Below are 24046 nucleotides of genomic sequence, written 5' to 3'. Positions count from 1 at the left end.
TCCAAGGGTCGCCGGTGCCTGTAGCGGCCATCGGCGACGCCTCCAACGCGTGCAAGGATCAGAGATGAAGATTGAACTGGTGCAACTGGCTGGCCGTGACGGCGACAGCGTTTATAACCTGGGGCGGGTGCTCGAAGCCATTACAACCTGCGCCGCGGACACCGATCTGCTGGTGTTTCCGGAAACCTGCCTGAGCGGGTTCGTCGGCGCCGAACAATTGCCGCTGTGCGCCGAACCCCTCGACGGGCCGAGCGTGCAGGCGGTGCTGCAGGTGGTGCGCCAGCGCAATGTGGCGGTGGTCATCGGCCTGGCGGAAAGTGCCGAAGGCCACTACTACAACAGCTCGTTGCTGCTGACCCCCGAAGGCATCGCGCTGCACTACCGCAAGACCCATCTGTGGCCCTCGGAGCGCGGCGATTTCCGTCCCGGTGACCGCTATGCCACGGTGCTGTGGAAGGGCCTGCGGGTCGGCCTCCTGATCTGCTACGACATCGAGCTGCCGGAAAGCGCCCGGGCCCTGGCGCAGCTGGGGGCCGAGCTGATCATCGTCAGCAACGGCAATATGGACCCTTATGGGCCGGTGCACCGCACCGCGATCATGGCCCGGGCCCAGGAGAACCAGCTGTTCGCGGTGATGGTCAATCGGGTCGGCGAGGGCGACGACGGGCTGGTGTTCGCCGGTGGCAGCGCCGCCATCGATCCGTTCGGCCGGGTGCTGTTCGAGGCCGGGCGCGATGAGTGCCGGCAGGTGGTCAGCCTCGATCCGCAGCAGCTCCAGGCTGCCCGCCGCGATTACCACTACCTCAGCGACCGTCGCTTGTTCTTGAACGGCGAACGCATCGACCACCCGGACGGTCGTCGTGAACTGTTGATTCCCTGACGCAGCTTCAGCGCTCTGATTCCTGCCACAACAATCCCACTATCAGCAGGCACGGTGCTGTCCCCCCAGGGGCGGAAGCCGGCGCTGTGGAGTATCCCGATGACAAGCATGCGCTGCGCCCGACGGGCCCTGGCCTTGGTGTTCAGTTTCAGCCTGGCGTGCGCCGCCAGCGCCGAGCCCCAGGTACACATCTACAACTGGTACGACTTCATCGCCCCGGACACCACCAAGGACTTCCAGGCGCAAACCTCGATCGTTGCGACCTACGACGTGTTCGACAACAGCGATGTCATGCAGAGCAAGCTGATGGCCGGGCGCAGCGGCTACGACGTGGTGGTGGCCACCGGCGACCTGCTGCCGAACCTGATCAAGGCCGGGGTGCTCAAGGAGCTGGACCGCAGCCAATTGCCCAACTGGTCCCACCTGGACCCGCAGATCCTGGCCAAGGTCCAGGGCAACGACCTGGGCAACCGCTACGCCGTGCCCTACCTGTGGGGCACCACCGGTATCGGTTATGACGCCGACAAGGTCAGGGCGATCCTCGGCGCCGACGCACCGGTGGATTCCTGGGACCTGATCTTCAAGGAAGACAACCTGGCCAAGCTCAGCCAGTGCGGCGTGGCCATGCTGGATGCCCCAGGCGAAGTAATTCCCATCGCCTTGCACTACCTGGGCCTGCCCTACAACAGCCAGAAGCCCGAGGACTATCGCCAGGCCGAGGCCCTGTTGCTGAAGCTGCGCCCCTATGTGCGCTACTTCGATTCCTCGAAATTCATCACCGACCTGGCCAACGGCAATATCTGCGTGGTGCTGGGCTGGGCCGGTGGCGTGCTGGACGCCAGGACCGCCTCGGAAGCGGCTGGCAATGGCCGGCATATCGAATACCGCATCCCTCGGGAGGGCGCGCCGATCTGGGTCGAAAGCCTGGTGCTGCTCAACGATGCACCCAACCCGCAACAGGGGCTGCAGTTCATTGACTACATGCTGCGCCCGGCAGTGATCGCCCAGACCACCAACTACCTGAAGTACCCCAACGGCAACCTGGCCGCCAAGGCGCTGATCGAGCAGAAGATCCGCGACAACCCCAGCGTCTACCCGAGCCAGGCAGTGCTCGACACTCTGTTCCCCCTGGAGCCGCTGCCGTTGAAACTGGAGCGGGTGCGGACCCGGGTCTGGAGCAAGGTCAAGAGCGGCAGCTAGCGGTGCCGGTGGTGGCTTGGGCCCGGCTCCGCGGTCACGGGCGCGGGCAGGCCAGGCGGGTTCTGTGGGCCATCAGCAACAGCGCGCTGCCGAGCACGAGGAACACGATCAGCGCGCTGTTGATCGCCCGGGCCATGCCGGATGAGTCCACCAGCAGGCCGAGGGGAATCGGCACGGCATTGAAGCCGTAGATGGTCATGTAGAAGTAGGCGATGAGCGTGCCGTGGCTACGGCCTTGGGCCAGTTGGTTGATCAGCCGGGCACTGCCGACGAAGATTGCGCCGTAGGCGTAGCCGCCGACGATCATGGCCAGCACCGCCAACAGCAAGGAGCCCTGGTAGAAGGCCATCAGCAGCATGACGAAGGCCAGGTTCTGGCACAGCAGGCCGCCCAGCAGGGCGCGCCGGGCCTCCAGGCGCTGGCAGAACAGCTGGCTGGCCCCGGCGATCAGCAGATAGGCGCAAATGCCGTAGCCGAATATTCCGTGGTCCTGCAGCCCCAGCAGTTGCTCGGCGGCTCCAGGGCCGATGACGAACACGCAGGCGGCAAACGACCAACTGAAAAACACCGCCCAGGCGCACAGGTGATAGGGCAGGCCAATGCCCTGCAGGCTCTGGATCAGCCCGGGGGACTTGATCGGCGGCGGGTTGGCAACGGTCGGCGCTAGGGTCGGCGCTGACGGCCAGCATCCCAGCACACCGACGCAGGCCGCCAGCCCCAGGAGCATGATCAACCAGAACGGCAGCATCAGGGGATAGAGCTCCAGCTGCAGGGCGGCACCGCTGAGCAGCGGGCCCAGGGCCAGCCCGCTGACCATCGCCAGGGTAGCCAGCAGCGCCGCGAGCTTGCCGTTGTCGGCGGGGCCGAAGCGCAACAGCGCCAGGTTGACCCCGACGGTCATCGCCCCCGAGCCCAGGCCTGCGATCAGCCGCCCGCTACCCAGTTGCCACAGGGAGTTGCCCTGGGAAAAAAGCCAGGCGCCCAGCACCACCAGGCTGGCGGCGGGCAGCAAGAGCTTGCGCAGGTCCGGCAGGCGCCCGGCGATCCCGGCCAGGGTCAGCAGCGACAGCAGGACGCCGACGCCGTACACGCCGAAGATCAACGTCAGCTCTACGGCGCTCAACTGCAGCTGTTGCTTATAGAAGGGGTACAGCGGCGTTGGCACGCTGCTGTTCATCAAGGACACCATCAGTGACAGCGTCAGAAAGACCAGAAAGATTCGGGACGGCGCTTTATTGCAGGCGTGAGTATTCGTGGACATGAGTTATCCAGGCCAATGGTTGTATCTGCATGGCAGTAAGGGGGACGCAGGAAGAGCAGGTTGGCGGGCAGGTTACCGCTCGGGGCGATAACCCAGGTGCTGTGCCGGCCCCGTCTCGGGACAGGGAGTTCGAGCGCCATGGGCTGAAATACCCCCGCTCAAACCCTCCGGCAAATGATAGCGCCGGCCCTGGCCACTACCATGCTTGAAACCCCCGAGTTGTTTCTTCTGCGTCCAGCCGGCGCCTTGTGGGGCAAGACGCCACTCAGCCCGGCGGCAACAGGCGCAACGGGTCGACGGGCACGCTGTTGGCGCGGATCTCGAAATACAACTGGGCGCGGTCGGTGTCCTGGGACCCGGCCTCGGCGATCTTCTGGCCCTTGATCACCATCTGGCCCTCCTTGACCACCAGGCGGCTGTTGTAGGCGTAGGTGCTGGTGTAGGAGGGGCCGTGCTGGAGGATCATCAGGTTGCCGTAGCCGCGCATGTAGCCGGCGAACGCCACCTTGCCGCCCAGGGTGGCGTGGATCGGCTGGCCCTGGGTGGTGGCGATGCGGATGCCCTGGTTGAGCTTGCCGGTGGGCGAGAAGCGGCCGATCAGCACCCCGCGCAGTGGCCAGCTCCAGCCCTGCAAGGTGACCTTGGGCATCGGCGGGGCAGGCGGCGCGGCCTTGCCCTTGCTCTTGCTGGCGGTGCTGCGCGACTTGCTGCTGACCACTCGGGTGGTCCTGGTCGCGCCGCCAACCCGCAGCACCTGGCCGACTTCCACGGTATAGGGCGCCCGGAGGCCGTTGAGCCGCGCCACTTCCTTCCAGTTCTTGCCGTTGCGGCTGGCAATCGAATACAGCGTGTCACCACGCTTGACCCGATATTCACCGGCCTTGAGGGGCGCGTTGCCGCCAGGGCTGGAGGAATTGGAGCTGCAGGCCGATACCGCCAGCAGTAGTGCAATCAATAGAAGTCTTACCAACACACGGCAACCATTAAGTCCTGATAAAGCCCTGCAGCTCGAGCTGCCCGCGACGCGCCAGGCAAGCCGGCAACTATACCTGTTTGCGACTTGAGAGGCGCGCTATAGACCGCAACAAGCAGCGTTAAATTCAATCAGGATGTCACCGCGTGCAGGGCCTTGTCCGCCGTTTCCCTGTCCGGGGAGCTGCCAGTGCGCAAACTTAATGAACCCTCGCTTGCGCCGCCCACCTAAAGCAGTTCAGACCGGGAGGAACTTCATGCCTATCGAATACATCTGGATCGCTCTGGCAGTGCTGGTGCTGCTGGCCGAGCTCTGGGCCATCAAGGCTTTGCTCAAAAGCGCTGCGCGGGCCGAAAACAAGGGGCTGTGGATCGTGGTGATCATCTTTTTACCCTTGCTGGGGCTGCTGCTCTGGCTCTGCGTCGGCCCCAAGGCGTTGAGCCGTGACGCCGCCGCGTCGAATGCCGGCAAAGGCTGAGACGCAGTATTGACTGCATAACCGAGGAAGACCTTGCCGTGCCCAGAATCCTCATGTCCCAGGTGGATGAAGCCGAACTCAGCGAGCACAACGCCAAGATGTTCGGCTCACCCAAGGAGCGCCTGGACTTCTACCGCCGAGAAATCCAGTACGAAACCACCATCCTGGCCAACCGCACCGACGCGTACCTGACGGCCCAGGCCTTCCTGGTGATCGCCTTCGCGTCCTGCATGGCCAACCTCAATCCGGAGTGGGGCAAGCTCTTTACCCTGTCGGTGCCGCCGTTTCTGGCGTTGCTGGGAATCCTCAGTTCCCTCAATGCCTGGCCGGGGATCAGGGCCGCGTACGAGATCATCGATCACTGGCACTTCAAGCAGAGCCACCTGCTGCACAGTGAGCCGCTGATGGGCCTGGCCTACGACGAATCGCCACTGTTCTGCGAGAGCGAATCGAGCCACAAGGGCTATCGCAAGTCGTTGCTGTTTTCCATGCGCTCCCCCTGGTTGTTCGCGGTGTTCTGGCTGCTGTTGGGGAGCTGGGCGGTGTACATCCAGGTGACCAACCCGGGGTCTTGAGCCGGCTCATGGGTGGGCGCGGCACATCCGGCCAAACCTTCGGGAGCCCGCGTGGTCAGTCAGGGTAGGAGCCCGGCAAGAAGGGCATCGGGAGAAGGGGCATGAGCATTGTCTGTCTGGTGCGTGGTTGCCGGTGGTGCACCAAAGAACAACCCAGCGAGGGCCAGTTGCTGTGTCAGCGCTGCCTGCGCTGCGGCACGCAACGCTACTGGCACATGACCACCCGCCTGTCGGCTTGACGGGGGAGCAGGCGAGCGTGGCCCTGGCCACGCTCGCTGGTCACTCAGTGTGGCGCGCGAGGGATGGTCTTGAGCAGGTCCGCGGGGCTGATATGGCCGACAACGGAATCGCCGGCGCTGCCTGGTAGCGGCAGGTCGAGGATATGGCCCTTGATCTTGCCCACCACGTGCATTTCGCAGGGCTTGCAGTCGAACTTCAGGGTCAGCACTTCGTCACCGTGCACCAGTTGCATCGGCGCCACCTTGGTGCGCACGCCGGTCACGCCCTTGGCCTGCTTGGGGCACAGGTTGAAGGAGAAGCGCAGGCAGTGCTTGGTGATCATCACCGGCACGTCGCCGTGCTCTTCGTGGGCCTCGAACGCGGCGTCGATCAACTGCACCCCGTGGCGGTGGTAGAAGTCCCGGGCCTTCTGGTTGTAGACGTTGGCCAGGAACGACAGGTGCGACTCCGGGTACACCGGCGGCGGGTTGCTCTCGGCCTTGCGGCTACCCCGTGGGTGCGCGGTGATGCGTGCCGCATCCAGGGCTTCGATCGCCTCACGGCGCAGGGCCTTGAGCTGGGAGTTGGGAATGAAATACGCCTGGGGCGCGTCCAGCTTGATGTCGGTGGCGTGGTAGAGGGTGGTGCCCAGTTGCCCCAGCAGGTCGCGCAATTGCTCCAGGGCCTGTTCCGGTTTGTTGGCCACGCCGAACGGGCCATCCAGGGTGACGCTGGCCTTGATGCCTTCTTCGCTGGTGGCGCTCAGTTCCAGACGCTCCGCGCTCAGGCGTGCGAGCCAGGACAGGCCGATGCGGCGCTCGGAAGAGGTGCGGGTCAGGGCCTGTTGCCAGTTGTGGTCGAGGTTGCGGCTCAGCGGATGGTTGGGCCGCAGGCGATGCAGGCCTTCGGGCATCTCGTTGGGCTCGACCCGATAGCGGTAGCGCTTCTCGCCGTCTTCCTCGAATTCGCCGCGGGCCTCGGCGATGTTGGCGCGAAAGCCCACCACTTCACGCTTGACCAGCAGGTTGAGGCCGTCGCCGTTGGACAGCGGCTCGAAGGTCACCACTTGCAGGTCGCGCTTGCCGACTTTTTCCACGGTGCCCACCGGCAGACCGGTGAAGGTCGGCGAATCGAAGGCGCCGATGTCGATCTTGCGCTCACTGACGAAATAGTCGGTGCTGCCACGGTGGAAGGTCTTGTCCGGGTCGGGGACGAAGAAGTGCGCGGTGCGGCCGCTGGACGCCCGGGCCAGGTCCGGACGGTCTTCGAGAACGTCGTCCAGGCGCTGGCGGTAGTAGGCCGTGATGTTCTTCACATAGGCCATGTCCTTGTAGCGCCCTTCGATCTTGAACGAGCGCACGCCGGCTTCCACCAGGGCGCGGATGTTGGCGCTCTGGTTGTTGTCCTTCATCGACAGCAGGTGTTTCTCGTAGGCGATCACGCCGCCGTGCTCGTCCTTGAGGGTGTAGGGCAGGCGGCAGGCCTGGGAGCAGTCGCCACGGTTGGCGCTGCGGCCGGTCTGGGCGTGGGAGATATTGCACTGGCCGGAAAACGCCACGCACAGGGCGCCGTGAATGAAGAACTCGATGGCCGCGTCGGTCTCGGCGGCAATCGCGCTGATTTCCTTCAGGTTCAGTTCACGGGCCAATACCAACTGCGAGAAACCGGCCTGGTCGAGAAACCTGGCCCGCTCCAGGGTGCGGATGTCGGTCTGGGTGCTGGCGTGCAGCTCGATGGGCGGAATGTCCAGCTCCATCACCCCCAGGTCCTGGACGATCAACGCATCGACCCCTGCGTCGTACAACTGGTGGATCAGCTTGCGCGCCGGTTCCAGCTCGTTGTCGTGGAGGATGGTGTTGAGGGTGGTGAAGACCCGGGCGTGATAGCGCCGGGCGAACTCCACCAACTGGGCGATTTCGCCCACCTCGTTGCTGGCGTTATGACGGGCGCCGAAGCTCGGGCCGCCGATGTACACGGCGTCGGCGCCATGCAGGATGGCCTCGCGGGCGATGGCCACATCGCGGGCAGGGCTGAGCAGTTCCAGGTGATGCTTGGGCAAGGACATATTTTTTTAATCAGGCTTGTCACGGTCGAGGCGCGCATTGTAGCGGCGAAACGCTCGACCGGCACCTGTGTGCTGCCCGATGGCGGCCGCCGGCATCGCACGGCCGCAGCTGTGGCAGCCGGTTCAGCCCTTGGCGGCCATCGCGGTGACTTCCACACGCATGCCTTCCACTGCCAGGGCGGCGACGCCGACCGCAGCGCGCACGGGCCAGGGCTTGGCGAAGAAGCGCTGGTAGACCTGGTTGAAGGCGGCGCGGTCGGCCATGTCGGTGAGGTAGATGGTCAGGTGCAGGACCCGGTCCATGGAGCTGCCGGCACCTTCGAGGGCCACCTTCAGCGCCTGCAGGGTGCATTCGCTCTGCGCGGTGATGTCGCCCAGTTCCAGGCTGCCGTCGGCGCGGGTGGGGATCTGGGTGGAAACCAGCAGGCCGCCGAAGCCGGCAACGTCGGAGGAAATGGAGTCGGCGTCGGGATCGGGAATGAAGGTCAGGTCCGGATTGGTCATGGGGAGCTCTTGTGGCTTGGAAAAAGGGTGATCTGCCGGGCAGTTTAAGGGTAAAGCGAGGTGACGGATATTCTGCCGAGCACCTGATCCGCTCAGAACTGCAGGCTGAGCATTCTGGCCAGGCGCTGGTGGTGGTCCTCGCGCGAGCGGTTGCAGGCTTTCAGGGTCGTCTGCAGGCACTGGATAAAGCAGCGGGCGGCCGAGTCCAGGGGCTGGTCGCGCAGGTGAATCACACTGATGTCGGCCTCTTCGAGGGGCTCCTCCAGCTCCAGCGCCTGGGCGCTTTCGCGCAAGGGGGCGCACAGGAGCATGGGCTCGGGGGAGTAGCCGAGCATGCCGGCGTCGACGATCAGGCTGCTGAGCATGGCGCTGGACTGGGCACACACGATGCGTCCGGGCGGCACGCTGAAGCCGTGCCGGCTGAACAGTTCATGGATCACCGCAGCGTAGCTGGACTGGCTGAAGTTCATTACCCAGTCTTCATCGAGCAATTGCCCCAGTGAGCGGGCGGCGCGTTGCGGGTGAGCGCGCGATGCCAGAACCCGCATGCGATAGCGCGCCAGGGGCAGATGGACGAACTCCTGGGCGGGCAGGGCACTGGCAGGGCCCAGGGTCAGGTGCATCAGACCGCTGCGCAGCAACGGCAGGCTGACCGCCTGCAAGCCTTCGTACAACTCCAGTTGAACGGCCGGCAGCGCTTGGCGAAAAGCCCGCACGGCCGGGGCCAGGAGCGTCTGCCCAAGCCAGGGCGTGACCCCGACGCAGAGCCTGGACGGGGTTTCTCCGCGCAGGCTGGCCAAATCCCTCTGGGCATTTTGCAACTGGTTGGCGATCTGCGTGGCGTGGGGCAGCAGGATCTGCCCCGCGGTCGTCAGCCGTGCGCCCCCTGCATGGCGGGTCAGCAAGGGCAGGCCCTGTTCCTCCTCCAGCTCGCGCAGGGCCCGGGTCACGGCCGCCTGGGACAATCCCAGCCCGCGAGCGGCGGCGCGTATCCCACCGCCCTCGGCCACCGCGATCAACGCCTGCAATTGATGCAACTTCACGGGCTTGCCTCTCCTGAATACCAAAGGTTGTCACGACAACGTTTTTGCGGCTTATGTCCGCCGGTTCGCGGCGCTAGGTTAGCCACAAGGCCTGGACCGGTTCAATGGCGGTGCCAGCCTTCCTTGACGCTCAGGACATAACCCCATGCATAAAACCTGGATAACCCCCGGCATCGCCGATATCACCCCGGCCATGATCGAACTCAGGCAGGCGATCCACGCCGAGCCCGAGCTGGGCTACGAAGAATTCCTCACCCGGGAGCGGGTGATCCACCACCTGCGCGAATGGGGCTACGAGGTCCATCAGCACCTGGCCGGCACCGCGGTGGTGGGCACCTTGCGCAATGGCAGCGGGCCGTCCCTGGGGCTGCGGGCAGAACTGGACGCCTTGCCGATACAAGAACAGGGGCAACAGCCGTGGCGCAGCCGCACCCCCGGCAAGATGCACGCCTGTGGCCATGATGGGCACATCGCGATGCTGCTGGCCGCAGCCTGCGAACTGGCCCGGGAACGGACCTGGCGCGGCACCCTGCACCTGTTCTTCCAGCCGGCGGAGGAGGGCCACGGGGGTTCCGGGGCCAAGCGCATGCTCGATGAGGGCGTGTTCGAACTGTTTCCCTGCGCTGCCATCTTCGCCTTGCACAATTCACCGGGCATGCCGCTCGGCCAGTTCGGAGTGCTCGGCGGGCCCTGCATGGCCTCGACCGACAGCATACGCATCCTCATCCATGGCACCGGCGGGCATGGCGCCATGCCGGACAAGGCGGTGGATCCGGTGCTGGTCGGTGCGTCCCTGGTCATGGCGTTGCAGAGCGTGGTCTCGCGCAATGCGCCACCCAGCGAAACCGCGATTATCACCGTCGGTGCGTTTCTCGCCGGTGATGCGCCCAACGTGATCCCCGAGCAAGCGGAGCTGCGCCTGAGTGTCCGGGCGCTGCAGCCCCAGGTGCGGCAGATGCTCAGACAACGGATCGAGGACCTGGCACGCCTGCATGCCCAGAGTTATGGCGCCAGGGCCGAGGTGATCGTTGGCGAAGGTTATCCGGTGCTGGTCAACGATCCGAGCGCCAGCCACCTGGCCGCCGAGGTGATCCGCGATTGGCTGGGCGAGCAGGGCCTGGTGCAGGGCATGCGCCCGATATGCGCCAGCGATGACTTCGCCTACTGGCTGGAACAGGTGCCGGGCTGTTATCTGCTGATCGGCAACGGCGACGGCGTGGGCAGCTGTGAGGTGCATAACCCGGGGTATGACTTCAATGACCAGGCCCTGCCGTTGGGGGCCAGTTTCTGGGTCCGGCTGGCACAGCGTTTTCTGGCCTGAATCGACAACCTGAGAGGATCCGTTGATGACAACAAAAACAACAACAACCCTGCTCGAAACCTGCACCGAATCAAGCCCGCCAAAGAATCCCCGGACCATTGCCGTGATCTGCGTGGGCAACGCCCTGGAGTTCTACGACTTCCTGGTCTACAGCATGCTGGCGACCTTGATGGCCCGGCTGTTCTTTCCCTTTGGCGACCACTCGCTGATTCCCCTGATGCTGTCACTGGCGGTGTTCGGCACCGGGTTCGTGATGCGCCCGCTGGGAGGCCTGGTGATCGGCCTGTACGCCGACCGCGTGGGCCGCAAAGCGGCATTGCGCCTGACCCTGTGGCTGATGGCCGTCGGCTCGTTGCTGTTCACCGTGGCCCCCACCTATGCCCAGGCCGGGTTGTTCGGGCCGGCCGTGATCATCGTGGCCCGGTTGATCCAGGGGTTTGCCGTTGGCGGCCAGATCGGCACCTCCACCACCATGCTGATGGAGTATGCGGACAAGCATTCACGGGGCTACTACTGCAGCTGGCAAACCTTCAGCCAGAGCCTTGGTATCGTCTTTGGCGGGGTACTGGTGATGGGCTTGAGCAATCTGCTGACGGCAGAAGCGATGGACAGCTGGGGCTGGCGGCTGGTCTTTGCCATCGGCATCCTGGCGATTCCGGTCAGCGAATACATCCGCCACCGGCTGCAGGAGCCCGAGGTGCACCGCAACCTCGTCCGGCACCAGCAACGGCCCAGCAGTTCCAGCCAGGTGCAACTGTTGCTGGCGCATCCGCGGCAGATCCTCGCCGGGGTGCTGCTGGTGATCGGCGCCACGGTGCCGATCTACACCATCCAGTTCTACCTGGCCAACCACGCCATCAGTGTGTTGGGCATGCCCCTGGGCGTGGCGACCTGGGCCGCGATCTTCGCCTGCCTGCCGCCGTTGCTGCTGTCGGCCCACGCTGGCCGTCTGAGTGATCGCATCGGGCGCCGCAAGTCGATCTTCTGGCCATTGCCGATTCTGCTGGTGGCGATCTATCCGGCGTTCCTGCTCATCAACCAGCACCCGAACATCGGAGTCCTGTTGCTGGTGGTGACCTTGCTCAGCATCCCCTTGACCTACACCATCGTGCCTAACTTGGCGATCCTGCCGGAGCTGTTTCCGGTGCAGATCAGGGCCAGCGGCATGTCCATCGCCTATTGCGTGGGGGTGGCCCTGTTCGGCGGCTTTACCCAGCTCTTCGCCACGGGGCTGGTCAGTCTCACCGGCAATCCGAATGCGCCGGCCTGGTACATGTTTGCCGCCATTGTGCTGTCCCTGGTGGGGCTGAAACTGGCCCCTGAAACCGCAGGCAAGGAACTGGACTGAGTGCAAGCTCAGGGATGAGCCCCAGGCACACAGCCTGGTCAGCGGGCCTGCTCGCCAGGCCCGTCCTGCAAGGCCCCATGCAGAAACATCCGCAGCAATGCGTCGGCCGAATTGGCGCTGGCTGCACGCCCGCGGCGCTCGGCATCCACCATGCCGTAGATCAAGGTGATGAAGAGCTCGGTGAAGATCGCCGCGGTGATATCGATGCGCAGTATTCCCTGCTGCTGGCCCCGCAGGAAAAAATCGTCAAGGGCATCGAGGTAGAACCGCCAGGGCGAATCTTCGCCGCTCACTTCAAGAAAATCCGGGCGGTAGCGGGCAATCAGGAAGGCCAGCAGCTCCCGGTGCGCCAGGTGTTCGTCGATCAGCCACGCCAGGGCCTCGAGGGGCGCCGCCTGCTGCAATCGAGCATTGTCGATGATGCGTTCGAGCACACCCCGGGCATGGGCTTCCAGCCTGTGCCCGAGGTTTTCCCGGGTGCCGCAGAAGCGGTGCAGGGTGGCCTTGCTGACCCCGGCCAATTGCGCCAGTTCACGCATGGTGGCCCGAGGACGGTCGATAAAGGCCAGGGTCAGGCGCTTGAGAAGACGCTCATCATGAGGCTGTGCAGCCTGGGCGATTTGCGCTGGGCGTGAGGAATTGACGAACGCGTGCATGTCGAGGGTCGTTCTCCAAGGTGAAGAGGTGAAGCCTTAAATATTTCATATGAGACATATTTGACTCATCAGGATTTGAAAAGTACCATTCGAGCCGTTTCCAGACAAGGCCGGGTGATACATGGGCAATTTGCGTGCAGTAGGGATGGCCGGCTCGTTGGCAGTCGCCATCATGTTGGCCGGGTGTGGACCGGCAAGTGAACAGCAGGAAGCCGCCGAAGTAGCGCTTCCGGTACAAGTGGTCGCCGTGGTGGCCGAGCCCCTGACGTTGGTGTCGGAACTGCCTGGGCGGGTCGAACCGATGCGGGTTGCCGAGGTGCGGGCCCGGGTCGCAGGCATCGTCCTGCACAAGCGTTTCGACGAAGGGGCCGACGTCAAGGCCGGCGATCTGCTGTTCCAGATCGATCCGGCGCCGCTCAAGGCGGCGCTGTCCCGGGCTGAGGCCGAGCTGGCCCGCACCCAGTCGGTGGTCCTGGAGGCCCAGGCTCGGGTCAAGCGTTATGAGCCACTGGTGAAGATCGAGGCGGTCAGCCAGCAGGACTTCGACACCGCCAGCGCCGATTTGCGCAGTGCCCAGGCGGCCACCCGTAGCGCCCAGGCCGACCTGGAAAACGCGCGCCTGAACCTGGGCTATGCCTCGGTGACCGCGCCGATTTCCGGACGGGTCGGGCGAGCCCTGGTGACCGAGGGTGCGCTGGTGGGGCAGGGCGAGGCGACCTTGATGGCGCGTATCCAGCAGTTGGATCCGATCTACGTCGACTTCAACCAGTCTGCCGCCGACGCCTTGCGCCTGCGCCAGTCCTTCAAGGATGGCAGCCTGGCAGCCGGCGATAGCCGTTCCTTGTCGATCCGCGTCGACGGCACCTCCTATGAGCGCCAGGGCGCGCTGCAATTCACCGATGTAGCGGTGGACCGCAGCACTGGCCAGGTTTCCCTGCGGGGCAAGTTCGACAACGCCGACGGCATCCTGCTGCCGGGCATGTACGTGCGGGTGCGTACCCCGCAGGGCACCGACAACCAGGCGATCCTGGTGCCGCAGCGGGCAGTCCAGCGCGGCGGTGACGGCAACGCCCGGGTGCTGGTGGTGGACGAGGACGGCCGGGCCCAGGTGCGCGGAGTGCGCACCGGAACCATGCAGGGTTCGCGCTGGCAGATCAGCGAAGGGCTCAAGAGCGGTGACCAGGTCATCGTTGGCGGTAGTGCAGGCTTGCAGCCGGGCACCAAGGTCGCGCCGCAGCAGGCGCTTGAGCAACAGGCCCTGGGTCATTGAGACCCGGATCGCCACGAGGATCAGCAATGTCTCTGTTTTTTATCAAGCGCCCGAACTTTTCCTGGGTCATGGCGCTGTTCATCTCCCTGGCCGGCCTGCTGGTGATTCCAGCACTGCCCGTGGCCCAGTACCCGAATGTGGCGCCACCGCAGATTACGGTCACCGCCACTTATCCCGGCGCGTCGGCGAAGGTGCTGGTGGATTCGGTCACCAGCGTGATCGAAGAGTCGCTCAACGGCGCCAAGCACCTGCTGTATTTCGAGTCGACCAACAACTCCAACGGCGTTGCCGAAGTGCTGGTGACGTTCGAGCCCGGCACCGACCCGCAACTGGCCCAGGTGGATGTGCAGAACCGCCTGAAGAAGGCCGAGGCGCGCATGCCCCAGGCCGTGCTGACTCAAGGCATCGAAGTCGAGCAGACCAGTGCCGGTTTCCTGTTGATCTATGCCCTGAGCTACAAGGACGCCACAGCCAATTCGGATACCACCGCCCTGGGCGACTACGCTGCGCGCAACATCAACAACGAGCTGCGCCGCGTCCCGGGGGTGGGCAAGTTGCAGTTCTTCTCCTCCGAAGCGGCCATGCGGGTGTGGATCGACCCGCAGAAACTGGTGGGCTACGGCCTGTCCATCGATGACGTGAGCAACGCCATTCGCGGGCAGAACGTGCAGGTACCGGCCGGCAGCTTCGGCGGTGCTCCCGGTAGTTCCGAGCAGGAGTTGACCGCAACCCTGGCGGTGAAGGGCACCCTGGATGACCCGCAGGAGTTCGCGCGGATTGTCCTGCGGGCCAACCAGGATGGCTCCCGGGTCGTGCTCGGCGATGTCGCGCGCCTGGCCATCGGCAGCGAGAGCTATAACTTTTCCTCGCGCCTGGACGGTAAACCAGCGGTGGCAGGCGCCATCCAGCTGTCACCGGGGGCCAACGCGATCCAGACCGCCGCGGCGGTGAAAGAGCGCCTGGCCGAGTTGTCGGCGTATTTCCCGGAAGGCGTGGAGTATTCCGTGCCCTATGACACCTCGCGCTTTGTCGAGGTGGCGATTGAAAAGGTCATCTACACCCTGATCGAAGCCATGGTCCTGGTGTTCCTGGTGATGTTCCTGTTCCTGCAGAACGTGCGCTACACGCTGATTCCGTCGATCGTGGTGCCGGTGTGCCTGGCCGGCACCCTGGCGGTGATGTACCTGCTGGGGTTCTCGGTGAACATGATGACCATGTTCGGCATGGTCCTGGCCATCGGCATCCTGGTGGACGACGCCATCGTGGTGGTGGAGAACGTCGAGCGCATCATGGCCGAAGAAGGCCTTTCGCCGGCGGCGGCCACGGTCAAGGCCATGGGCCAGGTGTCGGGAGCGATCATCGGCATCACCCTGGTGCTCTCGGCGGTGTTCATGCCGCTGGCGTTCATGTCCGGCTCGGTGGGGGTGATCTACCAGCAGTTTTCCCTGTCTCTGGCGGTATCGATCCTGTTCTCGGGTTTCCTCGCGCTGACCTTCACCCCGGCGCTGTGCGCCACGCTGCTCAAGCCGATCCCCCACGGGCATCACCACAAGGGCGGGTTCTTCGGCGCCTTCAACAACGGCTTCACTCGCCTGACCCAGCGCTACTCGCGGATGAACAGCGCGCTGGTGGCCAAAGCCGGGCGCTGCATGCTGGTGTACCTGGGGGTGGTGGTCTTGCTCGGATTCTTCTACCTGCGCCTGCCGGAATCCTTTGTCCCGGTGGAAGACCAGGGCTACGCCATTGTCGACGTGCAACTGCCACCCGGCGCCAGCCGCAGTCGCACCGACCAGACCAGCCAGGACCTGGAGCGTATGCTGATGGCCCAGGAAGCGGTGGCTTCGTCTTTCCTGGTCACCGGTTTCAGCTTCTCCGGCATGGGCGAGAACGCCGCGCTGGCGTTCCCGACCTTCAAGGACTGGTCGGTACGGGGCAAGGACCAGTCGGCCGCCGCCGTGACTGCCGCGGTGAATGAGCAGTTTTACGGCTATGGCGATGGCACCATCACTGCGGTGACGCCACCGCCGATCGACGGCCTGGGCAGCTCGGGCGGTTTCGCCCTGCGCCTGCAGGACCGTGCGGGCCTGGGTCGCCAAGCCCTGCTGGATGCCCGCGATCGCCTGCTGATGCAGGCCAACAGCAACCCGAAGATCCTCTACGCGATGATGGAAGGCCTGGCCGAGGCTCCGCAGTTGCGGCTGGACATCGACCGTGAGAAAGCCCGGGCCCTGGGCGTTACTTTCGAGACCATCAACAGCACCCTGTCCACGGCGTTCGGTTCCGCGGTGATCAACGACTTCTCCAACGCCGGGCGCCAGCAGCGGGTGGTGGTGCAGGCCGAGCAGGGCGAACGGATGACCCCGGAAAGTGTGCTCAGGCTCTATGTGCCCAATGCCAGTGGCGAGCAGGTGCCCCTCAGCGCGTTCGTCACCACCCACTGGGAGGAAGGCCCGGTGCAACTGGTGCGCTACAACGGCTACCCGTCGATCCGGATTTCCGGTGACGCCGCCCCAGGTTTCAGTACCGGCCAGGCCATGGCCGAGCTGGAACATCTGATGGCCGAGCTGCCGGCGGGCATCGGCTATTCGTGGACCGGTCTGTCCTATCAGGAAAAGCTCTCCAGCGGCCAGGCCACGCAGTTGTTCGCCCTGGCGATCCTGGTGGTGTTCCTGCTGCTGGTGGCGCTCTACGAGAGCTGGGCGATTCCCTTGACGGTGATGCTGATCGTGCCGATCGGCGCCCTGGGTGCGGTACTGGCGGTGATGCTCGCCGGCATGCCCAACGACGTGTACTTCAAGGTCGGCCTGATCACCATCATCGGCCTGGCGGCGAAGAACGCGATTCTCATCGTCGAGTTCGCCAAGGAACTGTGGGAGAAGGGCTACAGCCTGCGCGACGCCGCCATCGAGGCCGCACGCCTGCGCTTTCGCCCGATCGTCATGACCTCCCTGGCCTTCATCCTCGGCGTGGTGCCCCTGGCCCTGGCCACCGGGGCCGGGGCGGCGAGCCAGCGGGCCATCGGCACCGGGGTGATCGGCGGCATGCTCAGCGCGACCTTGCTGGGGGTGGTGTTCGTGCCGATCTGTTTTGTCTGGGTCCTGTCGCTGCTGCGCTCCAAACCCGCCACCGTCGAACAACCGGCCCCGGGCCTGGAGTGATCCCCATGCGTATTGCCGTTTTGCCCCTGTGGTTGCTGGTGCCCCTGGTCCTGGGGGGCTGCTCTCTGGCCCCGACCTATGAACGCCCGGTCGCGCCGGTGGCCGAGCACTGGAGCGGCGCCCGCCCATCCGTCTCGGCCGCCAGCGAGCTGGACTGGCAGAGCTTTATCCTCGATCCGCAACTGCGGCGCCTGGTAGGCACCGCACTGAACAACAACCGTCCGCTGCGCCAGACCCTGCTGGACATCGAACAGGCCCGGGCGCAGTACCGCATCCAGCGGGCCGAGCGGGTGCCGGGGCTCAGCGCCAGCGCCAGCGGCAATCGCCAGCGACTGCCGGCGGACCTGGCCAGCAACGGCCAGTCCGGGGTTGCCAGCACCTATCAGGTGGGCCTGGCACTGCCGGAGTACGAGCTGGACCTGTTCGGCCGGGTCAAGAGCCTCAGCGACGCGGCACTGCAGCAGTACCTGGCGACCGAGGAGGCCGCCCGCGCGGCCCGCATTGCCCTGATTGCCGAGGTCAGCCAGGCCTACCTCAGCCATGACGGCGCCCAGCGGCGCTGGCTGCTGACCCAGCAGACCCTGGCCAGCCGTGAAAGCTCCCTGGCGCTGATCAGTCAGCGCCGGGCCAGTGGGGCCGCCACCGCCCTGGATTACCAGGAGGCCCTGGGGCTGGTGGAACAGTCCCGGGCCGAACAGGAAAGCAACCTGCGCCAGAAACAACAGGCATTCAATGCCCTGGTGCTGCTGCTGGGCACCGCTGATGCGGTGCACGCCATTGCCCAGGGGCCACACTCGCAGCCGATGCTGGTACAGGACATCGCGCCTGGTGTGCCTTCGGCGCTGTTGGAACAACGCCCGGACATCCTGGCTGCCGAGCATCGCCTGCGGGCGCGCAACGCCGATATCGGTGCGGCGCGCGCGGCGTTTTTCCCGCGGATCAGCCTGACCGGCAGCCTCGGCACCTCCAGTGCGCAGGTGTCCGGCCTGTTCGACGGCGGCTCGCGCTCCTGGAGCTTCGTGCCGACCCTGTCGCTGCCCTTGTTCGATGCCGGCCGCAATCGCGCCGGACTGAGCCTGGCCGAAGCCCGCAAGGATTCTGCCGTGGCAGCCTATGAAGGCACGATACAAGTGGCCTTTCGTGAAGTCGCCGATGCCCTGGCGGCCACTGATACCTTGCGCCGCGAAGAGGCCGCACGGCGCGCCTTGGCCGGCACCAGCAGTACGACGCTGAAATTGGCCAAGGCCCGTTATGAAGGAGGGATCGACAGCCATCTGCGCTACCTCGATGCGCAGCGCAGCAGCTTCGTCAACGAATCCGCGCTGATCGAGATCGGCACCCAGCGGCAGATTGCCCTGGTGGACCTGTTCCGCTCCCTGGGCGGAGGCTGGCCGGCGCAATAGACCGATGGCCATGGGCGATCGGTAACCGCTCCTTTGGTTGGCCGCATCCAACCAATTTTAGCCCTGTGGGTCCTTGACTCTCGGGGCTCTTTTTTTCTACCGGGGACGGCGATCGGGGAGGCAGGGCAGGGGCGATGGCATCATTGAGGGCGAGGAACGAGGGCGCCATGAAGGAACAGCTGTTCCAGTACATTCAATGAATTGGCGCTGGCGGCCCGTCCGCGGCGTTCGGCATCGACCATGCCGAAGATCATGGTCAGGAACAGCTCGGTAAAGACCGCCGCAGGGATGTCGATGCGAAACACCCCCAGCTGCTGACCGCGCAGAAAGAAGGCATCCAGGGCATCGCAATAGCCCTGCCAGCGGTCGTCGTCATCCGAGCAAAGCGTGTCGGGGTGGTACTGGAACAGCAGGAACATCAACATTTCACGGTGGGTCAGGTGTTCGCTGATCAAGGCCCGCAGCGCCGCCAGCGGTTCACCGTGCTCCAGGTCGATCGCCGCGATGATCCGGTTGAGTATGGTTTCACCATGGTTCTCCATCATCTGCACCAGGTTGTCACGGGTTCCGCAGAAACGGTGCAACGTGGCCTTGCTGACCCCAGCGGACTCGGCCAACTCCTTGAGCGTCGCCCGGGGGCGGTCAACGATGGCCTGGGCTAATGCCTTGATGAGTCGTTCGTCTTGGGGTGTCAGGTGCATCAGTGAACCTCGAATCCATATTCAGATGCATGCATTGTGCAGAAAAACCCGGGTGCTTCAACGCCAATGACCCTCTGGATCAGAAAAACCCCAATGCACGACGCTGCATCCATGCCAAGTGTGACGGGCTCACGGGGCGCTGCTGTCCTCCTGGGACGGGGCCAGCCAAGACGCGATCACCCGCCGGTCCAGTTCCTCCCATTGCGCCATGCCCAGCACCCGGGTGGTGTTCAGCCCGCGCAAGTAGCCCCGCAACTGGTAGGCCACGGCGCGCCGGGTTTGCGGGTCGGCGCTGCCTGCATTGAGCACGGTTTCATACTCGACCAGGTATTCGGCCACGCGCTCGCGAAATTCCGGCAGGACAGCATCACGAATCAAGTCAAACGTTCGCACAGGGAGGATCCTTTTTTTAGTTGTAGTTGGGCTGCCAGCCAGTCTGCACGCGGCGTGGCTATGGGTTCAAGCGTCAGTGGCAGGGACCGTGTGCAAAGGTTTGTAGTTGATAATCATTTGCAGTTAAGGGCAGAATGCCGACCCCCTCGTCTGATCCAGCCTTGAATGATCGCCGCCGTGTCTTGCCCCAGCGACAAACTCGAGCTCTACCTTTCCCATCGCGCTGCGCTGGTGGACTACTCGGCCCCCATCGTCGGCTGTCGGGCTCAAGCCGAGGAGGTGGTCCAGGAAGCCTGGCTGCGTTTCTGCGGCCAGGCCCCAGGAGGGGCCCAGCCGAACAACCCGGTGGGCTACCTGTACCGTATCGTGCGCAACCTGTCCTTCGACCTGCTGCGGCGCTCGACCCTGGAAAACCGCCACCCCGATGGTGGCGAGTTGCTCGACGAGTTGCCATCGACCGCACCTTCGCCGGAACATCAGGCGTTGCACCGCGACCAGTTGCGCTTGCTGCAGGACGCGCTGACGCTGCTGCCGGAGCGCACGCGCCGGGCCTTCCACATGCACCGCCTGCAGCACATGACGTTCCAGGAAATCGCCGTTCAATTGCAGATTTCCACCAGCTTGGCGCACCAGCTGGTGCGGGACGCACTGACCCATTGTGCGGAGCACCTGGCCGATGACTGAGACTCCCTTGTCTTCCCCTGTATCCGCTCCACTGCAGCACGACCCTATATGGCAGGCAGCCATGGACTGGCTGCTGCAATGCCGCGCCGCGCCCGATGACCTGTCGCTGCACCAGGCCCATGCACGCTGGCTGGCCGCTGATGAGCGCCATGCCGCCGCCTGGCGCAAGGCCGAGAAAGTCTGGCTGCTCAGTGGTCTGCTGCAGCCACTGGATACGCCCGAGCCGCAACCTGTGCCGGCCAGCGTGCACAAACTGCGGGGCCGGCGCCACGGGTGGCGACGTGCAATGGCCGCCGCCGCGCTGGCGGCCTGCGTACTGTTGCTGGTCGGGCGAGCACCACCGGCCGACCTGGCCAGCCCCGTCGGCGAGCACCGACAGCTGCGTCTGAGTGATGGCAGCCGCATCGAGCTGGGCAGTGACAGTGCCATCCGCGTGGCCTTCGAGCCGGGTACGCGGGCCGTGACCCTGCTCAGGGGGCAAGCGTTCTTCGAGGTCAGCCACGACGCCGCGCGCCCGTTCACGGTACAGGCTGCAAACGTGACGGTCAGGGTCGTGGGGACTGCGTTCGATGTGGACCTCAGCCGCCATGCCGTAGAGGTGGCAGTGCAGAGTGGCGCAGTCCAGGTTCGTGATGGACGCGGCGAACTGGCGACTCCGGCCCTGGGCCCCGGCGATAGCCTGCGCCTTGGCCTGGACCACAGCCCGCCACAACGCGGTCGACTGTTGCCTGGCCAGGTTGCCCCCTGGCGCCAGTGGCAGTTGCTGGTCAATGACCGGCCGCTGTCCGAGGTGATCGAGACACTGCGCGACTATTACCCCGGCGTACTGCTGTTGACGGACTCCGCCCTGGGCGAGCGGCGCATCACCGCGTCGCTGAACCTGCGCTCGCCGGTCAGCGCGCTGCAGCTGGCCATCGCACCGCTGGGCGCGCATCTCAGGCAGTGGGGGCCGTACCTCACTCTGATCGATGAAGAGCCCCAGGCGCCGGTAAAACAATAAATTTCAAAAACTTCTGGAAGTTCGCGATCGCCGTTCGTTTATTGCCCCGTTGAGTTAATCGTAAGCATTCTCATTAACAGGTGCGTATTGTTCGCACTGAACGGGGAGTCACCAGAGCATGTCCATTCGCCCCCTAGCAAGTTTTCAGGGTTGCCGGCGCAGCGCGCGTCTACTTTGGCTGTCGGTTGGGTTGTCGGTGTCGTTGCCGCTGCTGGCCGCTGATCCGCAAGCGCGGCACAGCATCGACATTCCGCGCCAGCCCCTGGGTGCGGCGCTGATGGCGCTGGCCCAGCAGACCGGCCTGCAGATCAGCGTCGAGAGCCAACTGTTGCTCAACCTGAAGGCTCCGGCAGTGCAGGGCGAGTTGAGCGTCGATCAGGCGCTGGCGAAACTGCTCAAGGGCAGCGATCTGGAATGGAAGTACATCGGCGACGATGCCCTGCTGTTGCAACGAGTGACCCGCCCGCGTACCGACCCGATCCGCCTGGGCAATACCAAGGTGCCTGGCGAATGGTTGCTGCCCCAGGGTGAAACCCGCGTGGATCGCGCGACGATCGAAGCGATGCCGGCCGGCAATGGCGACATCACCAGCCTGCTGCGCAGCCATCCCAACGTACAGTTCGACGACGCCCAACTGAGCAGCAAGACACCGGGTGAAATCAGCCCGGCCAACATCAGCATCAACGGTGCGCAGTTCTACCAGAATGCCTTCCTGGTCGATGGCATCAACATGAACAATGACATCGACCCGGCCGAATACCGGGTGCAATTGCTGGACGCGGTGCCGGGGCGCAGCCAGGGCCTGGCACTGGACACCGACCTGCTGGAGAACATCACGGTCCTGGACAGCAACGTGCCGGCGGCCTATGGCGGCTTCAACGGCGGTGTCATCGATGCGCAAACCCGCGCGCCGACCCAGGCCCTGCACGGCAAGTTCTCGGTGCAGACCACCCGTTCCGCCTGGACCAAATACCACGTCGACGCAAGCGAAGAGCAGCGCATGGAGAATTCCGGCTCCCCCGACGAGCAGCCCAGGTTCAACAAGGTCACCGTTCGCGGCACCCTGCAGGGGCACCTGACCGAGAATTTCGGCCTGCTCGGCAGCTTCAGTCAGAAGCGCTCGACCATCCCGCTGGGTTTCTATTCCTATACCAACGTCGACGAAATGGGCTTTCACGAGGAGAAGCAGGAACGGCGCATCGACAACTACTTCCTCAAATCGGTTTGGCGAGCCAGCGATCAGCTCACTGTCGAGACCAGCGTGACCCATGCGCCGGAGGAGAGTCATTACTTCCGCGCCAACGTCGCCAACTCGGGTTACGACAACAAGGTCGGCGGCACCCAGCTGAACCTGCGCACAATATGGGACGGCGAGCTGGCGCGGGTCGAACAGCACCTGGCGTGGAGCGGCCAGGAACAGAGCCGCCAGTCGGACTCGGCCGACTACTGGAACTGGCGCAAGTCGGCCACCAAGGACTGGGGCATCGGCAACAAGGCCACCTCCAGCACCTTGGAAGGCGGCTGGGGGGATATCGAGCAGCAGCAGCGCACCTGGCAGTACAAGCTCAATGCCGACTGGCGCAGCGTTGACTGGTTGGGCATGACCCACCGCCCGCAGACCGGCCTGGAGTTCTCCCGCCAGTACGTGCGCTACGAGCGCCTGACCGACAGCAGCACCTATGTTGCCCCCGCGGCCACCAAAACCTGCACCAACAGCGCCGGGGTTACCGACAACGTTGCCTGCAACATGGGCCAGACCCTGAACGGCTGGGCGGGCCAGTACATGAAAAGCCGTACCCGCTACGCGCCCGGCGAGTTCGACTTCACCACCACTTCCTGGGGCAGCTGGTTGCAGGACGAGATCAGCATCGGCCAACTGACCCTGCGCCCGGGCGTGCGCGTGGACAGCGACGACTACATGGACAAGACCACCTGGGCGCCGCGCTTCTCCCTCGAATATGACCTGTTCGGTGACCGCACCACCTTGCTCAATGCCGGGGTCAACCGTTACTACGGACGCAGCGTCAGCAGCTGGCAACTGCAGGACGGGCGCAACCGCCTGCGCTTCAGCGAAACCCGCGACAGCCTGGACAAACCCTGGGTGGTCAAGTCCAACGCCGCCAACCAGGTGCGTTTCAATCAGCTGGACATTCCCTACGACGATGAGCTGATGCTGGGGGTGGTGCAGCAATGGGCCGGGGTCGAATACGCCCTCAAGTATGTCAAGCGCAAGGGCCGCGACCAGGTGGTGCAGGTCTCCGGCAAGACCTTGGGCGAGCCCTCCACGGACCCGACGCTGGCGAGCAACTACACCACCTACACCAACGACGGCAAAAGCGAGACCGACACCTACACCCTGACGGTGACGCCGCTGCAACGCTGGACCCTGCTGGGCACCCAGACCGGGGGACAACTGGCCCTCAACTGGACCGACAGCAAGGCCTCCGCGCCGACCTACGTCGCTGCCGAAAACCTCTACTACCAGAACAACGTGATCCAGTACCAGGGCAGCTTCATCAACTATGACGACCGCCCGGCCAGCAATTTCAACCGGCCCTGGACGGCCCGCCTGACCACCATCACCGAGATCCCCCAGGCCAACCTGCAATGGAGCAACTTCTGGCGCTACCGCGCCGGCTACAAGCGCATTGGCGACACGGGGCGCAATGTGGACTACATGGGGACCTCGGTGGACGTCTGGGAGGAACAGAAATTCCAGGCCGCGCTGACCTGGGACACGCGCCTGGGCTGGCGCATTCCCACCGCCAAGGACCAGACGGTGTTCGTCAATGTCGATGTGTTCAACGTGCTCGACAAGAAGTCGGTCAATGCCAACCAGCTGGTCAACAGCAACTCGGTCTCGACCTATGAGGTGGGCCGCCAGTACTGGCTCGAAGTCGGGTACGCGTTCTGA

At 64.7% G+C, this 24046-nt stretch carries 21 protein-coding genes; 13 read left to right on the top strand and 8 right to left on the bottom strand.

The window, feature by feature from the left end; all coding sequences use genetic code 11:
• The first annotated feature begins 64 nt into the window (after nt 1-64).
• Nucleotides 65-880, top strand: a complete 816-nt coding sequence (locus U873_RS0114685; RefSeq protein WP_025128978.1) for a carbon-nitrogen hydrolase family protein — start codon at nt 65-67, stop codon at nt 878-880.
• A gap of 108 nt (nt 881-988) precedes the next feature.
• The gene (locus U873_RS0114680) at nt 989-2080 is read left to right on the top strand and encodes a polyamine ABC transporter substrate-binding protein (protein ID WP_371261312.1); all 1092 of its coding nucleotides are present in this window, start codon (nt 989-991) and stop codon (nt 2078-2080) included.
• Between the two features lie 34 nt (nt 2081-2114).
• Here U873_RS0114680 and U873_RS0114670 read toward each other — a convergent pair whose 3' ends face one another.
• Both U873_RS0114670 and U873_RS0114665 read right to left on the bottom strand, forming a co-directional pair.
• On the bottom strand, nt 2115-3341 hold the full coding sequence (locus U873_RS0114670; RefSeq protein ID WP_025128976.1) for an MFS transporter: 1227 nt from the start codon (nt 3339-3341) through the stop codon (nt 2115-2117).
• 265 nt (nt 3342-3606) lie between these two features.
• Nucleotides 3607-4314: a peptidoglycan DD-metalloendopeptidase family protein gene (locus U873_RS0114665; protein WP_025128975.1), complete on the bottom strand. Its 708-nt coding sequence runs from the start codon at nt 4312-4314 to the stop codon at nt 3607-3609.
• A gap of 256 nt (nt 4315-4570) precedes the next feature.
• Between U873_RS0114665 and U873_RS0114660 the strand changes: the two genes are divergently transcribed.
• The 3 genes from U873_RS0114660 (at nt 4571) to U873_RS36950 (ending at nt 5606) form a co-directional block, all read left to right on the top strand.
• Entirely contained in the window at nt 4571-4792 is a 222-nt protein-coding gene (locus U873_RS0114660; protein WP_025128974.1) for a PLDc N-terminal domain-containing protein, read from the top strand.
• Between the two features lie 53 nt (nt 4793-4845).
• The gene (locus tag U873_RS0114655) at nt 4846-5367 is read left to right on the top strand and encodes a hypothetical protein (protein ID WP_115658605.1); all 522 of its coding nucleotides are present in this window, start codon (nt 4846-4848) and stop codon (nt 5365-5367) included.
• A 101-nt stretch (nt 5368-5468) separates the two neighbouring features.
• Nucleotides 5469-5606: a PSPA7_2676 family Cys-rich small protein gene (locus U873_RS36950; RefSeq protein WP_177330277.1), complete on the top strand. Its 138-nt coding sequence runs from the start codon at nt 5469-5471 to the stop codon at nt 5604-5606.
• Between the two features lie 44 nt (nt 5607-5650).
• Here U873_RS36950 and U873_RS0114645 read toward each other — a convergent pair whose 3' ends face one another.
• From U873_RS0114645 to U873_RS0114635, 3 genes are all read right to left on the bottom strand, one after another.
• A complete protein-coding gene (locus U873_RS0114645) occupies nt 5651-7651 on the bottom strand; it encodes a U32 family peptidase (protein WP_025128972.1) in 2001 nt (666 codons plus the stop codon).
• 123 nt (nt 7652-7774) lie between these two features.
• Complete coding sequence (locus tag U873_RS0114640; RefSeq protein ID WP_025128971.1) at nt 7775-8155, bottom strand: RidA family protein; 381 nt, start codon at nt 8153-8155, stop codon at nt 7775-7777.
• Between the two features lie 92 nt (nt 8156-8247).
• Complete coding sequence (locus tag U873_RS0114635) at nt 8248-9198, bottom strand: LysR family transcriptional regulator (protein WP_025128970.1); 951 nt, start codon at nt 9196-9198, stop codon at nt 8248-8250.
• Nucleotides 9199-9343: 145 nt separating this feature from the next.
• On the opposite strand from U873_RS0114635, the gene U873_RS0114630 reads away from it, so the two are divergent.
• Together U873_RS0114630 and U873_RS0114625 are read left to right on the top strand one after the other, a co-directional pair.
• Nucleotides 9344-10519 carry a M20 aminoacylase family protein gene (locus U873_RS0114630; RefSeq protein ID WP_025128969.1) on the top strand — a complete coding sequence of 392 codons (1176 nt, stop codon included), beginning with the start codon at nt 9344-9346 and terminating at the stop codon, nt 10517-10519.
• 25 nt (nt 10520-10544) lie between these two features.
• A complete protein-coding gene (locus tag U873_RS0114625; RefSeq protein ID WP_025128968.1) occupies nt 10545-11867 on the top strand; it encodes an MFS transporter in 1323 nt (440 codons plus the stop codon).
• Between the two features lie 38 nt (nt 11868-11905).
• Here U873_RS0114625 and U873_RS0114620 read toward each other — a convergent pair whose 3' ends face one another.
• Nucleotides 11906-12523: a TetR/AcrR family transcriptional regulator gene (locus U873_RS0114620; protein ID WP_025128967.1), complete on the bottom strand. Its 618-nt coding sequence runs from the start codon at nt 12521-12523 to the stop codon at nt 11906-11908.
• Between the two features lie 121 nt (nt 12524-12644).
• On the opposite strand from U873_RS0114620, the gene U873_RS0114615 reads away from it, so the two are divergent.
• From U873_RS0114615 to U873_RS0114605, 3 genes are read left to right on the top strand one after another with little or no spacing between them, the layout of a single operon-like run.
• Nucleotides 12645-13793 carry a MexC family multidrug efflux RND transporter periplasmic adaptor subunit gene (locus U873_RS0114615; RefSeq protein ID WP_025128966.1) on the top strand — a complete coding sequence of 383 codons (1149 nt, stop codon included), beginning with the start codon at nt 12645-12647 and terminating at the stop codon, nt 13791-13793.
• A 26-nt stretch (nt 13794-13819) separates the two neighbouring features.
• Complete coding sequence (locus U873_RS0114610; RefSeq protein ID WP_025128965.1) at nt 13820-16951, top strand: efflux RND transporter permease subunit; 3132 nt, start codon at nt 13820-13822, stop codon at nt 16949-16951.
• 5 nt (nt 16952-16956) lie between these two features.
• On the top strand, nt 16957-18354 hold the full coding sequence (locus U873_RS0114605; RefSeq protein ID WP_029978410.1) for an efflux transporter outer membrane subunit: 1398 nt from the start codon (nt 16957-16959) through the stop codon (nt 18352-18354).
• Nucleotides 18355-18494: 140 nt separating this feature from the next.
• Here the strand turns inward: U873_RS0114605 and U873_RS0114600 are convergent, their stop codons facing one another.
• Nucleotides 18495-19055 (bottom strand): TetR/AcrR family transcriptional regulator, encoded by a 561-nt coding sequence (locus U873_RS0114600; RefSeq protein ID WP_025128964.1) that lies wholly within the window; start codon nt 19053-19055, stop codon nt 18495-18497.
• Between the two features lie 129 nt (nt 19056-19184).
• On the bottom strand, nt 19185-19448 hold the full coding sequence (locus tag U873_RS0114595) for a hypothetical protein (RefSeq protein ID WP_025128963.1): 264 nt from the start codon (nt 19446-19448) through the stop codon (nt 19185-19187).
• Between the two features lie 165 nt (nt 19449-19613).
• Between U873_RS0114595 and U873_RS0114590 the strand changes: the two genes are divergently transcribed.
• From U873_RS0114590 to U873_RS0114580, 3 genes are all read left to right on the top strand, one after another.
• Complete coding sequence (locus U873_RS0114590) at nt 19614-20132, top strand: sigma-70 family RNA polymerase sigma factor (protein ID WP_029978409.1); 519 nt, start codon at nt 19614-19616, stop codon at nt 20130-20132.
• A gap of 61 nt (nt 20133-20193) precedes the next feature.
• Entirely contained in the window at nt 20194-21132 is a 939-nt protein-coding gene (locus U873_RS0114585) for a FecR domain-containing protein (RefSeq protein WP_256244351.1), read from the top strand.
• Between the two features lie 118 nt (nt 21133-21250).
• Complete coding sequence (locus tag U873_RS0114580) at nt 21251-24046, top strand: secretin and TonB N-terminal domain-containing protein (protein WP_029978407.1); 2796 nt, start codon at nt 21251-21253, stop codon at nt 24044-24046.

Source organism: Pseudomonas sp. PH1b, from assembly GCF_000633395.1.
In the GTDB taxonomy this organism is placed as follows: Bacteria; Pseudomonadota; Gammaproteobacteria; order Pseudomonadales; family Pseudomonadaceae; genus Aquipseudomonas.
The sequence above is the reverse complement of the archived record's forward strand: the minus strand, read 5'-3'. Positions and strand labels throughout refer to the sequence as shown.

Coding starts and splice junctions, on each gene's coding strand:
- U873_RS0114685 (WP_025128978.1), top strand. CDS start 65: ATGAAGATTGAACTGGTGCAACTGGCTGGCCGTGACGGCGACAGCGTT.
- U873_RS0114680 (WP_371261312.1), top strand. CDS start 989: ATGCGCTGCGCCCGACGGGCCCTGGCCTTGGTGTTCAGTTTCAGCCTG.
- U873_RS0114670 (WP_025128976.1), bottom strand. CDS start 3,341: ATGTCCACGAATACTCACGCCTGCAATAAAGCGCCGTCCCGAATCTTT.
- U873_RS0114660 (WP_025128974.1), top strand. CDS start 4,571: ATGCCTATCGAATACATCTGGATCGCTCTGGCAGTGCTGGTGCTGCTG.
- U873_RS0114655 (WP_115658605.1), top strand. CDS start 4,846: ATGTCCCAGGTGGATGAAGCCGAACTCAGCGAGCACAACGCCAAGATG.
- U873_RS36950 (WP_177330277.1), top strand. CDS start 5,469: ATGAGCATTGTCTGTCTGGTGCGTGGTTGCCGGTGGTGCACCAAAGAA.
- U873_RS0114645 (WP_025128972.1), bottom strand. CDS start 7,651: ATGTCCTTGCCCAAGCATCACCTGGAACTGCTCAGCCCTGCCCGCGAT.
- U873_RS0114640 (WP_025128971.1), bottom strand. CDS start 8,155: ATGACCAATCCGGACCTGACCTTCATTCCCGATCCCGACGCCGACTCC.
- U873_RS0114630 (WP_025128969.1), top strand. CDS start 9,344: ATGCATAAAACCTGGATAACCCCCGGCATCGCCGATATCACCCCGGCC.
- U873_RS0114625 (WP_025128968.1), top strand. CDS start 10,545: ATGACAACAAAAACAACAACAACCCTGCTCGAAACCTGCACCGAATCA.
- U873_RS0114620 (WP_025128967.1), bottom strand. CDS start 12,523: ATGCACGCGTTCGTCAATTCCTCACGCCCAGCGCAAATCGCCCAGGCT.
- U873_RS0114615 (WP_025128966.1), top strand. CDS start 12,645: ATGGGCAATTTGCGTGCAGTAGGGATGGCCGGCTCGTTGGCAGTCGCC.
- U873_RS0114610 (WP_025128965.1), top strand. CDS start 13,820: ATGTCTCTGTTTTTTATCAAGCGCCCGAACTTTTCCTGGGTCATGGCG.
- U873_RS0114605 (WP_029978410.1), top strand. CDS start 16,957: ATGCGTATTGCCGTTTTGCCCCTGTGGTTGCTGGTGCCCCTGGTCCTG.
- U873_RS0114600 (WP_025128964.1), bottom strand. CDS start 19,055: ATGCACCTGACACCCCAAGACGAACGACTCATCAAGGCATTAGCCCAG.
- U873_RS0114590 (WP_029978409.1), top strand. CDS start 19,614: ATGATCGCCGCCGTGTCTTGCCCCAGCGACAAACTCGAGCTCTACCTT.
- U873_RS0114585 (WP_256244351.1), top strand. CDS start 20,194: ATGGACTGGCTGCTGCAATGCCGCGCCGCGCCCGATGACCTGTCGCTG.
- U873_RS0114580 (WP_029978407.1), top strand. CDS start 21,251: ATGTCCATTCGCCCCCTAGCAAGTTTTCAGGGTTGCCGGCGCAGCGCG.